General features: G+C 56.6%; 11 protein-coding genes and 2 pseudogenes. 8 read left to right on the top strand and 5 right to left on the bottom strand.

The window, feature by feature from the left end; all coding sequences use genetic code 11:
• Window positions 1-238: 238 nt before the first annotated feature.
• Both AC1Z3W_RS01985 and AC1Z3W_RS01980 read right to left on the bottom strand, forming a co-directional pair.
• On the bottom strand, window positions 239-547 hold the full coding sequence (locus AC1Z3W_RS01985; RefSeq protein ID WP_483506802.1) for a hypothetical protein: 309 nt from the start codon (window positions 545-547) through the stop codon (window positions 239-241).
• Window positions 547-714 (bottom strand): annotated as a pseudogene (locus AC1Z3W_RS01980) (polymorphic toxin type 37 domain-containing protein); the annotation flags it as partial. The pseudogene AC1Z3W_RS01980 and the gene AC1Z3W_RS01985, both read right to left, overlap by 1 nt.
• A gap of 795 nt (window positions 715-1,509) precedes the next feature.
• Here AC1Z3W_RS01980 and AC1Z3W_RS01975 point away from each other — a divergent pair.
• A complete protein-coding gene (locus AC1Z3W_RS01975; RefSeq protein WP_483506800.1) occupies window positions 1,510-3,138 on the top strand; it encodes an anti-phage dCTP deaminase in 1,629 nt (542 codons plus the stop codon).
• 639 nt (window positions 3,139-3,777) lie between these two features.
• On the opposite strand, the pseudogene istA reads toward AC1Z3W_RS01975, so the two are convergent.
• Window positions 3,778-4,758 (bottom strand): annotated as a pseudogene (gene istA / locus AC1Z3W_RS01970) (IS21 family transposase); the annotation flags it as partial.
• Window positions 4,759-4,875: 117 nt separating this feature from the next.
• On the opposite strand from istA, the gene AC1Z3W_RS01965 reads away from it, so the two are divergent.
• Window positions 4,876-5,061 carry a hypothetical protein gene (locus AC1Z3W_RS01965; protein WP_483507863.1) on the top strand — a complete coding sequence of 62 codons (186 nt, stop codon included), beginning with the start codon at window positions 4,876-4,878 and terminating at the stop codon, window positions 5,059-5,061.
• Here AC1Z3W_RS01965 and tnpB read toward each other — a convergent pair.
• Window positions 5,022-5,168, bottom strand: coding sequence for an IS66 family insertion sequence element accessory protein TnpB (gene tnpB / locus AC1Z3W_RS01960; RefSeq protein ID WP_483507822.1), 147 nt, complete (start codon window positions 5,166-5,168; stop codon window positions 5,022-5,024). The two genes, AC1Z3W_RS01965 and tnpB, sit on opposite strands and share 40 nt — an antisense overlap.
• Before the next feature lie 540 nt (window positions 5,169-5,708).
• Between tnpB and AC1Z3W_RS01955 the strand changes: the two genes are divergently transcribed.
• Together AC1Z3W_RS01955 and AC1Z3W_RS01950 are read left to right on the top strand one after the other, a co-directional pair.
• A complete protein-coding gene (locus tag AC1Z3W_RS01955; RefSeq protein WP_241021141.1) occupies window positions 5,709-6,467 on the top strand; it encodes an alpha/beta fold hydrolase in 759 nt (252 codons plus the stop codon).
• 136 nt (window positions 6,468-6,603) lie between these two features.
• Window positions 6,604-7,425, top strand: a complete 822-nt coding sequence (locus tag AC1Z3W_RS01950) for an alpha/beta fold hydrolase (protein WP_483506798.1) — start codon at window positions 6,604-6,606, stop codon at window positions 7,423-7,425.
• A 78-nt stretch (window positions 7,426-7,503) separates the two neighbouring features.
• Here AC1Z3W_RS01950 and AC1Z3W_RS01945 read toward each other — a convergent pair whose 3' ends face one another.
• Complete coding sequence (locus AC1Z3W_RS01945; RefSeq protein WP_483506797.1) at window positions 7,504-8,481, bottom strand: GlxA family transcriptional regulator; 978 nt, start codon at window positions 8,479-8,481, stop codon at window positions 7,504-7,506.
• Between the two features lie 324 nt (window positions 8,482-8,805).
• Here AC1Z3W_RS01945 and AC1Z3W_RS01940 point away from each other — a divergent pair, with 324 nt between their 5' ends.
• From AC1Z3W_RS01940 to AC1Z3W_RS01925, 4 genes are all read left to right on the top strand, one after another.
• Window positions 8,806-9,222 (top strand): nuclear transport factor 2 family protein, encoded by a 417-nt coding sequence (locus AC1Z3W_RS01940; RefSeq protein ID WP_483506795.1) that lies wholly within the window; start codon window positions 8,806-8,808, stop codon window positions 9,220-9,222.
• 201 nt (window positions 9,223-9,423) lie between these two features.
• Window positions 9,424-10,164: an SDR family oxidoreductase gene (locus AC1Z3W_RS01935; protein ID WP_483506793.1), complete on the top strand. Its 741-nt coding sequence runs from the start codon at window positions 9,424-9,426 to the stop codon at window positions 10,162-10,164.
• 94 nt (window positions 10,165-10,258) lie between these two features.
• A complete protein-coding gene (locus AC1Z3W_RS01930; protein ID WP_205785759.1) occupies window positions 10,259-11,377 on the top strand; it encodes a Gfo/Idh/MocA family protein in 1,119 nt (372 codons plus the stop codon).
• A gap of 68 nt (window positions 11,378-11,445) precedes the next feature.
• The gene (locus tag AC1Z3W_RS01925) at window positions 11,446-12,435 is read left to right on the top strand and encodes a zinc-dependent alcohol dehydrogenase family protein (RefSeq protein ID WP_483506791.1); all 990 of its coding nucleotides are present in this window, start codon (window positions 11,446-11,448) and stop codon (window positions 12,433-12,435) included.
• Window positions 12,436-12,438: the final 3 nt, after the last annotated feature.

Raw genomic sequence — 12,438 nt, 5'->3', positions numbered from 1 at the left:
CGCTCGAATATTGAAATTGCGAATGCTCCGTTAGAAAAGGGGCCTGCCGGATGTGCAAGGCGTTCACGGCACCGTTTCGGTTGTTCATCACTTGTCGAAATATGTGTTCACGAACTACGGCTCGTGATGTGCACGAGCCTTCGGAATATGCACCGACCCGCATATCCGCGTCGTAGGTCGCGCACGCCAGCGCCGCCGGTAGGTTCAGGCTGGCGAGTATGCCACCGATCTGCATGCGCTACCGCAGATAGGAGCCGTCAGGATTTATAGCATCCTCATCTCTTCTTGTTGGGTAGTACACGTTCGTCTCATCAAGCTCATAGAAGATGATACCGTGGATGCCTTGGACCTCAGACTTTTTTACTCGCCGTTGCCAAATGTTATTGAATGCCACATCGAGCAATCGCCTATCGCTGCTCGCGTATACCTCATCAATAAAGGCAATGTCGGTTCCATCAGGAAAGACAAGAGAAAACTCTTCATCGGTAGCAGAGAAGATGTCATAGACGCAATTCTGTGCACCGTCAATAATTTGAATATTCTTCATCATGGTTTCCTAGGTTTAACGTTCCTATAGCCCCCGCCAGGAGTCTGAACATCCCAATGCGGACCGCCGTGAGCGCTACCACCTTGTCCGGTTGGACACCAAACACCTCCCTTGGCATCTTGCCATCCCCACGAAGAGCCGCCCCTTCCGGGATTCGCATTGCGAACCCAATTTTCACCCCCTTAGGGTCCTTGAAACCGTCAGCCGCTGTAGGCTTACCCGAGGCCTTTGGCTCATCCGGGAGGTAAGCATTATCAGGTGGCTTCGCCCACGTCAGCCCGTTAAATAGATCGCTAAACCACTGGGGAACACCGCCAGACGCCCCGGCCCCAGTACCTGGCATCGGTCCCACGGGAACCGGGATTACAACCTGCAAACCGAGCGGATCCGTGAATTGACTAGGATTTCAGTGTCTGTCGGAACCCTCCTGGCCAACCCGCTCAAAAGCTGTTGATGCAGCGCCAACCCAGGGGCCTCGCTGCCTCCCTTCTCCCTCTGAAACACGTGATCTAGGTGGTAGCGCAGAAATGCTGCTTGCTTACTGCTATGCGTCCGACGCAATGGAGCAGGGACATCGAGCAGCACCCGGTCATGCGCACGACCATCGAGGCGACGCGCATGGTCCCAGTGGCTGTGTCTAAACCAAACGGTTCGGCGTAAGGCGGCTTATCCAACGTCGCCACCAAGGGCATCTTCCAGTCGTCCGGCGGGCGATGCTGCGTTCGAACCGTTGGATTACTTCGTGAACGGCGAGCCACGCGTCAATTCGTTCGATGGCCGCCAGCGAAATGCAAGATCGCCTTCGAGAGATTTTTCTTCTAACAGGGGTATTTTCGCGTTGATACACCCTTATTGAGGTGGCATGATTGCATCATTATTTATAAGATCATCAAGTCGATTCACGACCAAGCGCACCGCCAGGCCAAGGGAGCCGCGCGGTGTCGCAACAGGGGATTCTACATATGCACATTCCGATTAGGGCTATATCTGCGAATTTTCCGGCCGCCCCTCAAATCGACCAACCCGTGCCATCGACCACAGAGTCAAACGCCAACAATTCGATCCCAAAGCTAAAGGATCGAGTCACTGAAGAGTTGGTTATTGCACTTGTTGGTCCAGTAGGATCGGGTTGCACAACGGTAGGAAATGAAATCGGAGAAATTTTAGAGCACGCTTACGGATACGCGATCGAAAAGTATAAGCTCAGCGATTTGATTAGTGACTACGCCCACTTGGTTCATGAAAAAAGTGCATCGAACATGACGGGGGCTGCTCGCGTCAAACATCTCCAAAAGGTAGGAGATACTCTGCGAGAAACCTTCGGGCACGGCTATCTTGCTGCGAAAGCTATCGAAAAAATTGCCGAAGTTCGATATAAATTTGGCACACAAAAAACTGCCGAAGGCAACGAAGTTCCAGTTAGCCAGCGACGCATTCACATCATCGACTCACTCAAAAACCCAGAGGAATTAAAGCTACTTCGCGATACTTATGGACAAATGTTTTGGGTTTTCGGTGTATTCGCACCCGAAGCGGTTCGCAAAGATCGTCTTCAGCACGTGCAAGGACTCGAATCCGATCGACTAAACGATATAATCAAGACCGATTACGATGAGGTCGAAAAGCGTGGGCACGGCCAAAGCGTCCGTGACGTGTTTCACGAGGCTGATTTTTTTGTCAGAAATGATCAATCGACTGAAACCGACCTCAAGAATTCGCTGAATCGATACATCGACATTCTGTTTGGATATCCGATCCACACTCCAACGATCGACGAATCATCGATGTATGCCGCACATGCGGAAGCAGCAAAATCCGCTTGCATGTCTAGGCAAGTAGGGGCTGCCATAACCGACTCTTCTGGTCATGTAATTGGACTTGGAAGGAATGACGTGCCGAGGTTTGGCGGAGGCCTGTACAGTGAAGAGAATGAAGGGAACGACCACCGATGCTTCAAATGGTCTGGGCACTGCTGCCATAACGATCGAAAGAAAGAGAAACTGTATGAGCAGATCGCGCGCAAGTTGATTGAAAGAAACTTGGTCGTAGATCATGCGCTCAAGGACGCGGTCATCTCCGCGCTGAAGGAAACCGACGTAAAGCAACTAATTGAATACTCACGGGCCGTCCACGCCGAGATGGATGCAATCGTCTCCGTTGCCAGAGCCAACAAACCAGGGCTTCTAGGTGGCACATTGTACGCAACAACGTTTCCGTGCCACTCCTGTGCGCGACACATTGTCGCCAGCGGCATCACGAAAGTTCTATATATCGAACCGTATCCGAAGAGTCTCGCGTTGGACCTCCACCGCGATGCAGTCTCAGAGGACGGCAAGGATGCAGCAGAAAAAGTAGTATTTCTGCAATACTCCGGCGTGGCACCGAAGAATATGCTCGCATTGTTCAACGCGAAGTTGACACGGAAGGACGCCAGTGGAAAACTACGCTCGTTTGACAGGCGCACTGCATCCCCGTTGGTCGCTGTCTCGTTGGATGACTTCCCGACCCATGAGAAATACGTTATCGCGGAGTATGCGCAACATGAAAGAGACGCAACGTCCGGAGGGCAGGCAGCTCTCTTTGAAGCTTGATGTGCCTGAGCCAAGTCGCGCGCCGAAGCAACCGCAACAACCGAGCGCTGCAAATCTTGTACGCTTCCCGGTTTCCACGCCAACGACATCGTTCCAACGACGCGTCATCGAACAGTTGGTCCGTACACGGGTGATTGCAAAGTAATCTGACGTCGTTCGAGACCCTTTAGCGGGTCTCGATCACTTCGACTGTGGCGATGAAAGTGGTACCGCGGCTCTTCGCTAGACCCAGCCATCCTCACAATTGACGTACTGCTGCCGGCAATGTACACACCATACATTCCGCCGACTGAGACACTGAGTACGTTCCCCGATTGGTAAGTACCTCTCCATGTGACTCACTTCGCGGCATGCTGAATTTTTGCCATAGATCGCTATCAATTGTCGCCGGTGGCGAACTTGTGGCATCTTGGTTCAGACTAACGTTCGCAGCCCGCGCCACCACAATTGAAGGTTGCGAGGAGAACGCACGGGCAAAGCCGGTGTTCCGAGAGCTGAGCGCCCGGATGCCGCCATATCAAGAATGCACCTGAGTTGCTCCTCAAATTGGGCCATGCTTCTGTGGCCTTCAGGCTGTGGGGATCTCCGCTGAACGCCGCTCCTCAGCACCAAGGCCACAGAAATCGCTTCGCCACACAAGATGTGAACCGTCACCGCCTTGAAGCGCACGAGCTCATAGGGTTGGAGTGGCAGCGTCTGCAGTGCCGGCGCGTCCAGTTCGGCGAACGCACTGGCGCGGCATCCCGGCAGCTTCTGGAACGGGCGCTCGTTCAGGTTCTTCAGCAGCGGCCGGATCGCGTCATCGACCGACTGGACCGACGCAAATCGATGATGACGCAGACGCGCCATGATCCAGCGTTCGACCACCTGGACCGCCACCTCTACTTTCGGCTTGTCCCTCGGGCGATATACACGAGCAGGCAGGAATGACGTACCGTAATGCCGTGCGAAGTCCAGCACGGTGTCGCCTGCGCGCGGTTCGTAACGGTCGGGATCGGCAATCATCGTGCGCGGGTTGTCCGGCACGATCAGCTGCGGCACGCCCCCATAGAAGGTTAGCGCACGTGCAATGCCGCCCAGCCAGTCTTCCATCGTTTCGGCCGGCGTCGCGCATGCGAACGTGTAGCTCGAGGCGCCCATGGCGGCCACGAAGATGTGCGCGCGGCGTCCGGTGGTCAGCGGTAACGTCGGGCCCGCGAAGTCGACGAACAGCTTCTCGCCGGCGCGATGGATCTGCCGCATCGAACGCTTCAGGCGTTTGGTGAACGTCTTGTAGTGCTCGCAGAACTGCGTGTAGCGATAGGTCTGCCGGTCCGCAAACTCGGCCTGATACTCCTCCCAGAGCAACGTGAGCGTCACGCCCTTGCGGCGCAGCTCCTGATGGATGCGCCCGTAGTCCGGCTGGGCGTAGGCTGCTGGCCCCGTGGGCTTGCCGAGCAGCCGGCGCTCGAGCTCGCCTTCATCCATGGCGCAGGCACTCGCCCAATCCAGCCCAGCGGCGCCCGCCAGTCCGACGTACTTCGTGACCACGCCCTTGGAAATGCCCAGCGACGCGGCGATCCGATCATGCGAGAAGCCGCCGTCGAATTTAAGTCGTAAAACGTCCTTGATCATGCGCATGTTCATCCGGTGCGCGGGCATGCTGTCTCCGGCCAAAGCCGGCGAGCATAGCCCGCGTGGTTGATGTCATGCGCAACGCCAATCCTGCCTTCCGGTCCGCTCGGTCACGTTCCCGAAATGACCGGTCACGTTGCCGAAATCGCCGGTCACGATCCCGAAACGCCCGGTCACGTTCGTCCGAAATACGCACTTGAGCGCTTCGATGTCATCCGGGTACGCGTTCGCCGTCGTCATGCCGGCAGTCTACGCGCCGACCAGCAGGTTTACAACGCCGAGCTTGGCGCCGCCGTGCGCACCGACTGACGCCAGTCGATGCCTTCCAGCAGCATGGACAACTGCGCCTGGCTCAGGCAGACGACACCTCCATCCGCCTTTGGCCAGATGAAGCGACCACGTTCGAGCCGTTTCATCAGCAAACACATGTGCGCTCGTCAATGAGATCGTGCAAGCGAGTTTCGTGCGTCGACATGCGGCCGTTGAGCTCCCCCGAAACTTCCATTTCCTAGCAGCTTCGCGTAGTCGTTGCCATGCTCGGACAGAACCTTGTCACGGAAGACCTCCAGACGAGCGTAGGCATCGGCGAGCCTGTGCCTGCGACGCGTCAAACAGCTCGAGGCCACTGGTTTGATTTCTGGGTACAGCGCCCATGTAAATATCACGAAGCTGACCAGTACACGCTATTTCAAGGCAGACAAGCGTAGCGGTCGGGTCGCCGCGCCTCAACATGGCACGAAAAGAGGGATTTGTGACTGATGGTGAAAGCTGAATCTATATAGGATTCTCGGAAATATGGAATGGGTGGCAAATCCGCAGCTCACCGGTACTCGCCAACACTTCGATTACCGCCAGCGATAGCCGCTCTGCGGCAACACCGGCAACGATCGAGCTTTGTGATTTCCGACGTTCGTTATCAGCGCGTTTGATCCCGACAACACAGAAGAGGAACGGTAATGCCCAAGCATCTTCCCTTGATAGCCGCCTTGTCGATGACCACGCTCATGGGCGCCATACACGCGATCGCGGCCCCCGTTGGGGTGATCAAGAACATCGTGCTGGTACATGGCGCCTTTGTGGATGGGTCCGGTTGGAAGCCGGTCGCGGATATCCTCCGCAAGGACGGTTATATGGTCAGCATCGTGCAACCGCCTGAAACATCCCTCGCGGACGACGTCGCCGCAACCAACCGAATTCTGGACCAGCAAGATGGCCCGGCCGTGCTGGTTGGTCATAGCTACGGTGGTGCGATCATCACCGAAGCCGGCAATCATCCGCGCGTGGAGCGTCTCGTCTATGTTGCCGCGCTGCAACCGGACACTGGAGAAAGCGCTGGGCAGTTACTCGCTAGCAAGCCCGCCGCCTCAAACGACATTGCGCCGACAAAGGACGGATTCTTGTTCCTTCCTCCTGCCAAGTTCCATGACGCCTTCGCGGCCGATCTACCGCGGGCTGAAACCGAGATTATGGCAGTCTCACAGGTGCTGCCTTCGGTGAAGGCCATTTCTGCAACCATCAAATCTCCGGCATGGAAGAACAAGCCGAGCTTCGCCATTGTCGCAACCGAGGACCGCGCGATCAATCCCGATCTGGAGCGATCGATGTACAACCGCTCGCACTCCACCACAACCGAGATCAATGCCAGTCACGCTGTCTACATCTCGCAACCGCGCGCGGTGGCGAAGGTGATTGAAGAGGCTACAAAGTCCCAATAAGCGAGTGATAGTCGCGGTTGCCCATGATCAGGTTAGCGCATTAGCCATCCTGGATCAGGACAAACCGCTCTTCGCTCCCGGCTCACAATATTTTCTTAGCTATCCAAATTCATATCACCTCTCTGAAGCATCTCCTATGAGCTCGATCACGACTAAAGACGGTACGCAAATCTATTACAAGGACTGGGGCGAAGGCCTCCCAGTGGTTTTTTCTCACGGATGGCCACTCAACTCCGATGCCTGGGATGCGCAGATGCTGTTTCTACTGCAGCATGGCTATCGGGTCATTGCACATGATCGTCGCGGTCACGGTCGCTCGGGGCAGCCGTCGACAGGCAACGACATGGATACGTATGCCGACGATCTCGCTGCACTGCTCGATACCCTTGATCTTCACGACGCCACACTGGTCGGTCACTCCACCGGCGGAGGTGAGGTTGCGCACTACATTGGCCGCCACGGTACAAAGCGAGTCGCAAAGGCGGTGCTAATCGGCGCAGTGCCCCCGCTCATGCTGAAAACTGCCGTGAACCCGGGTGGCCAACCGCTCGAAGCGTTCGACAGTATCCGTCAGCACGTCTCCGAAAATCGCTCACAGTTCTATCAAGATCTGGCGATACCGTTCTTCGGCTTCAATCGGCCAGACGCGAAATTCTCCCAAGGCACGATCGACGCGTTCTGGGCGCAAGGCATGACAGGCAGTGTCTACGCTCAGTATTTGTGCATCCGTGAGTTCTCCGAGGTCGATTACACGGACGACCTGAAGAAGATCGACGTCCCAACGCTGATCTTGCACGGCGACGACGATCAGATCGTGCCAATCGACGACTCCGGTCGCTTGTCCGCGAAGATCGTTGGAAATGCAACGCTGAAAGTCTACCCGGGCGCCTCGCATGGAATGTGCGTCGTTAACGCAGACCAGGTCAACGCGGACCTGCTCACGTTCCTTCGTTCGTAATTCCACAATCGCCTGACGGGGTCTTCACGTCGGCTATCAACCGGCATGAAGGCCCCGTCGCAATATGCCGAAGCGGGCTTACTCAATGACGCTCGCCAATGATCGCTCGCTCTCGTACACATCCTTGTCGACTCGGGCATCGCGCCGGAGCGCCTGTGGCGGCTTGCCATACACACGCATGAAAGCACGCCGCATCCGTTCGGCCTTCCCAAAGCCAGTCTGTCTTGCGATCAGCTCGATTGAATGACGCCCGTCACGCACGAGCAGCCTGGCTGCCTCAATACGCATCTTTTCGATCGCTTTTGCTGGGGATATGCCCGTTTCTGATCTAAACACCCGTGCGAACTGGCGTGGACTCAGATGCGCCGCACGCGCAAGTTCTTCAACCGACAGATTTTTATGAAGATTTGATTGCGCGTAGGCAATCGCGCATTGAATCCGGTCGGTCTTCGGGCCGAGGTCGAGGAGAACGGACGCTTGCGGCTGACCACCGGACCGCCGATATGGCAGATTGAGATTCTTCGCGACGGCTTTCGCGATATTGAAACCAAGGTCCTTCTCGACCATTGCGAGAGACTGGTCGATACTTGCGGTCATACCGGCCGAGGTCCATATGGGACCATCGGCAATGAAAAGTCGCTCCTCGTCAAGTCTGACATTGGGGAAACGGCGTCGGAAATCGGCGGCGAAGGACCAATGAGTCGTGACTCGAACATCGTCCAGGATGCCGGCTTCAGCTAATGAGAACACCCCTCGGCAAGTTGTGCCGATGCGTCGCGCACTACCGGCTACCCTGCGCAGATACGCCCGGAACGCGGCACTGGACGGCATGCCTCCGGTGCCGCAAATGATCAGCGTGTCGAACGACGCGTCGTCGAACTGTTCCGTCTCGACGATAGCCCCCATCGAGCTCCGTATTGGACCACCAGCTTCGGAAATCAGATGAATGTCGTAGAACCTCTCACCAAGCTCAATGTTCGTGATGTCGAAGACCGACATCGTGCAGAGGCTCATGACGCCAAAACCCGGGAATAGAACGAGGCCGATACGCAGCATGTTGTGTCGATGTCGCCATAGGTGAATCACATCGTGCGTCGGCAAACGAGTCGCATTTCGTAGAGATGGACTCCTATCAAAATACCCACGTCGTTGGAGGTTTGGGGCGTGTGTTTGACCGATTCACCGTTTCGACTTTATCACGCGCCGATTTCTGTTCAAAGCGTCTCCACGATACCATTCCATTTGTTTCGTTTACCAAAATAAACACGCCTGCGTTCGTTTGATTGACCGGAAAAGGTGGAGTTTTGACATGTCACGCAACAGCATTTCCGATACGCTTTCCCCGGGAGTTCAACGTGTCCGGCCAACGACCCGCTCACGATGAAGGAAATGGAAATGTACGAGACGTCCATATCGTCAGCTCGCAAGTGGATCGAACTGATCAACGAACCGTCCCTGGAAACGTTTGCGGCCGCGTTCACGGAAGATGCGACGCTCGAAGCAACTGTTCTCGACGCGCCAGTGGTGGGTGCCGCCAAAATCAGACGCTTTTTCGATGCGACGCGAAATATGTATGAATCGCTTATCTTTGTCCACGAAGCGAGCACTGACTCGCATACCTATATCGCGTGGGAAGGCGTCTTCGCCGGCAACGCTGTCGCCGGTGTCACCGTCCTGTGTCGAAATGCGAGCGGTGTCATAAGCAACATCTGGCTTCATCATCGTCCGTTGGGGCAAGTACTTGCCTTTTCAACCGAACTCGCCGCCGTCCGATCCGGCCCCTTGAGCATCGGCTGAGCATCGCCGCGTCACATGCCCAAGAATGATTCGATTATTTCTCCCATGAAATAGAACGTTATCTGGCGACCTGTTTATTGCCACGCTGGCCGCAAGTATCGTTGCCGCACTGCCTCAGACTGATCCAGTCGATACGGGCGGATGTATCGATTTCTCATCGGGTCGTGGCGGACTCGTCGACATCAACATTGAGGAAAATCTATGAAGACGACCGGAAATACCATTCTTATCACCGGCGGCGGTTCCGGCATCGGTCGCGGACTCGCCGAAGCATTTCATCGACTCGGCAATCAGGTCATCATTGCTGGGCGACGTCGCGCAAATCTGGACGAAACGATCGCAGCCAACCCCGGAATGCGCGCGATCGAACTCGACATCGCCGATCCGCGAAGCATCGCGTCGGCTGCGGAAGCACTTCTCGCCAATTGGCCGTCGCTCAACGTACTCGTCAACAATGCGGGCGTGATGCACATCGACGATCTCGGCCATCCTGTCGATGATGCGATGCTGGTATCGACGCTGACCACCAATCTCATGGGCCCGATCCGCATGACAGGCTCGCTCGTCGAGCACCTCAAACAGCAGCGCGACGCAACGATCATCAATGTATCGTCAGTGCTCGGATTCGTGCCGATGGCGATTGCCGGCGTCTACTCGTCGACCAAAGCCGCGATCCATTCGTACACTCAATCTCTGCGCTACAAGCTGAAAGACACATCGGTGCGGGTGGTCGAAATCGCGCCGCCTTGGGTTCAAACCGATTTGCTGGACAGCAAAAACGAACCGCGGGCAATGCCGCTCGCGTCGTTCATCGAGCAAACAATGCACGAACTCGACACGGATGCGAACGAGGCACTCGTCGAGATCGCTCGTCCGATGCGCAACCATGCCGGACCAAACGAAGCGGCATTCGTTACGCAGTTCAACGACATGTTTTCCTGAGCCGGATGCTCTCTTCTCAAACCGAACAATATGCATGGGATAGCGCGGTTTTGCTGCGTTCGCTGTCCGCTTCACACTTTACGCAGGTGATGTCATGACTGTTTTTGAAGTATCCACCCCCGCCCCGATCCGCGTTGGTATCGTTGGTGTAGGAAACTGGGCCCAACATGGCCATGTGCGCGTGTTGAGCCTCCTGCCACAATACGAACTCACTGCCGTATACAGTCAACGAGGCGATGCCGCGCGGTCCTTGGCCGAACGTTACGGCTTCAAATATGTCACCGACTCGCTGACCGATCTGGTCGAGCATCCAGAAGTCGACCTGGTCATCATTCTGACGACCGCGCCGCAGCATGAACAGGGCGTGCGTGCGGCCATCGCAGCGCGCAAGAATGTTTACTGCGAATGGCCGCTCACACCCAATATCGACACATCGCGCGAACTGATCGAACTCGCCAATAGCGCGGGCGTACGTCACATCGTCGGCCTGCAGCGCCGCCTCGCGCCCCATAATCGTTACCTCCGGGATTTAATCACCGAGGGCTACGTCGGCGGGCTCCGTTCGGTCCGCATTCACGTGAGCATGAACTACTTCCAGGCCGTGCGCTCAAGCGCACTGCGCTGGACTATTCCGCCGGAAAACTTCTCGAGCGTCATTGCCATCTACGCTGGGCACTTCCTCGACATGCTCTTCGAGGCGACCGGTTGGCCCCTCAGCGTCGCGGCACTCAGTGTCAACCAGTTCGAGCTGGTGACGATCGAGCAGACGGGCGAAGTGCTGCCAACATCGACACCCGACCAGCTCGTGCTGGCTGGGCGGTTACATGACGGCGCCGTTGTCTCCGTACACATCGAAGGTGGCAAACGCAATGGCTCGGGCGTTCAGATCGACATTACGGGTACCGAGGGCGATCTGCGTATCACCAACCGTTCGGCATTCGGCGACGTCGGTGACGATTACGTGATCGAAGGCGCGCACGGCAACAATATTCCGCTTTCACGATTGCCTGTGCCTGACTCGTATGATCGGCTCCCCTCGTCCGATTTACCGTCGGCTGTGCTCGAACTCGCACAGTTGTACGCCGCCTATGCGAATGATCTGCACACGGGTAGCCATACCGCCCCGACCTTTGAAGACGCGGTCCGCGTGCATCAGCTGATCAATGCTGCAACCGAGTCGTCGGATACCGGAAGGCACGTCGAACTCGCTTAACGGTGCCGTGACGTCCAATGCGGTGGTTCGGTGGCATTTGCCACGTTGCTCAATCTTTCGAGGTAGGTATGTCCCGCGTAGTCAGCTTTTCCCGCTTTGGCGGCCCCGAAGTTCTCGAAATTCACGATGTCCAGGTCGCGGCACCCGCAGCCGACGAGGTTCGCATCGAAGTCAAAGCAATCGGCCTCAACCGGGCTGAAGTGATGTGGCGCCAGGGCGTCTACGTCGAGGCCGCGACACTACCTGCGCGACTGGGATACGAAATTGCAGGCGTGGTGGACTTGGTCGGCGCAAACGTCACGCATGTGGCGCCGGGCGACGTTGTCAGCACGGTACCTTCATTTTCGATGAATGATTACGGGATGTACGGCGAAGTCGTCCTTGCGCCTGCGCATGCGGTCGTCAGGCATACAGCGCCGATTTCCTTCGAAGATGCGGTGGCAATCTGGAACGTGTTCATCACACCCTATGCAGCGTTCACCGAAAACAACCGCCTGTCCGCCGGACAGACCGTCCTGATTCCAGCAGCGTCCAGCGGTGTCGGGATCGGGGCAATTCAGGTTGCGAATGCGCTCGGCGCCATTCCGATTGCGCTCACTCGCACTCGCGAAAAACGCGACGCGTTGCTGGAAGTGGGCGCGGCGCACGTGATCGTGACGAGTGAGCAAAACCTGGTTGGGGAGGTCGCTCGCCTTACTGGCGGAAACGGTGCCGATCTGGTATTCGATCCGATAGGTGGCCCCGCCTTTGCAAAGCTGGTCGACGCAACCGTACCCGGCGGAACGATACTGGTGTACGGCGCGCTCAGTGAAGACGTTACTCCGCTTCCCATGCTGGCGGTGCTTGCCAAGCGCATCACGATCCACGGCTACAACCTTTTCGACACGACCACCACGCCTGCGCGACAAGCGGATGCCGTCGCGTTTATCGTCGATGGCCTTGCATCCGGCAAGCTAAAGACAGTCATCTCGCAACGTTTCGCATTCGAAGAGATCGCCGAAGCCCATCGAACACTCGAGCGAAATCAGCATTTCGGCCGCTTGGTCGTTACAGTCTGACCA

The sequence above is a fragment of the Burkholderia sp. 10_S31 genome (assembly GCF_056930375.1).
This window is presented reverse-complemented; position numbering and strand designations above follow the sequence as displayed.

Bases quoted from the DNA above. Each gene is read 5' to 3' on its own strand.
- AC1Z3W_RS01945 (WP_483506797.1), bottom strand. From the start codon at position 8,481: ATGCTGCGTATCGGCCTCGTTCTATTCCCGGGTTTTGGCGTCATGAGC.
- AC1Z3W_RS01975 (WP_483506800.1), top strand. From the start codon at position 1,510: ATGCACATTCCGATTAGGGCTATATCTGCGAATTTTCCGGCCGCCCCT.
- AC1Z3W_RS01935 (WP_483506793.1), top strand. From the start codon at position 9,424: ATGAAGACGACCGGAAATACCATTCTTATCACCGGCGGCGGTTCCGGC.
- AC1Z3W_RS01940 (WP_483506795.1), top strand. From the start codon at position 8,806: ATGAAGGAAATGGAAATGTACGAGACGTCCATATCGTCAGCTCGCAAG.
- AC1Z3W_RS01925 (WP_483506791.1), top strand. From the start codon at position 11,446: ATGTCCCGCGTAGTCAGCTTTTCCCGCTTTGGCGGCCCCGAAGTTCTC.
- AC1Z3W_RS01965 (WP_483507863.1), top strand. From the start codon at position 4,876: ATGACCGGTCACGTTGCCGAAATCGCCGGTCACGATCCCGAAACGCCC.
- AC1Z3W_RS01950 (WP_483506798.1), top strand. From the start codon at position 6,604: ATGAGCTCGATCACGACTAAAGACGGTACGCAAATCTATTACAAGGAC.
- AC1Z3W_RS01955 (WP_241021141.1), top strand. From the start codon at position 5,709: ATGCCCAAGCATCTTCCCTTGATAGCCGCCTTGTCGATGACCACGCTC.
- AC1Z3W_RS01985 (WP_483506802.1), bottom strand. From the start codon at position 547: ATGAAGAATATTCAAATTATTGACGGTGCACAGAATTGCGTCTATGAC.
- AC1Z3W_RS01930 (WP_205785759.1), top strand. From the start codon at position 10,259: ATGACTGTTTTTGAAGTATCCACCCCCGCCCCGATCCGCGTTGGTATC.
- tnpB (WP_483507822.1), bottom strand. From the start codon at position 5,168: ATGAAACGGCTCGAACGTGGTCGCTTCATCTGGCCAAAGGCGGATGGA.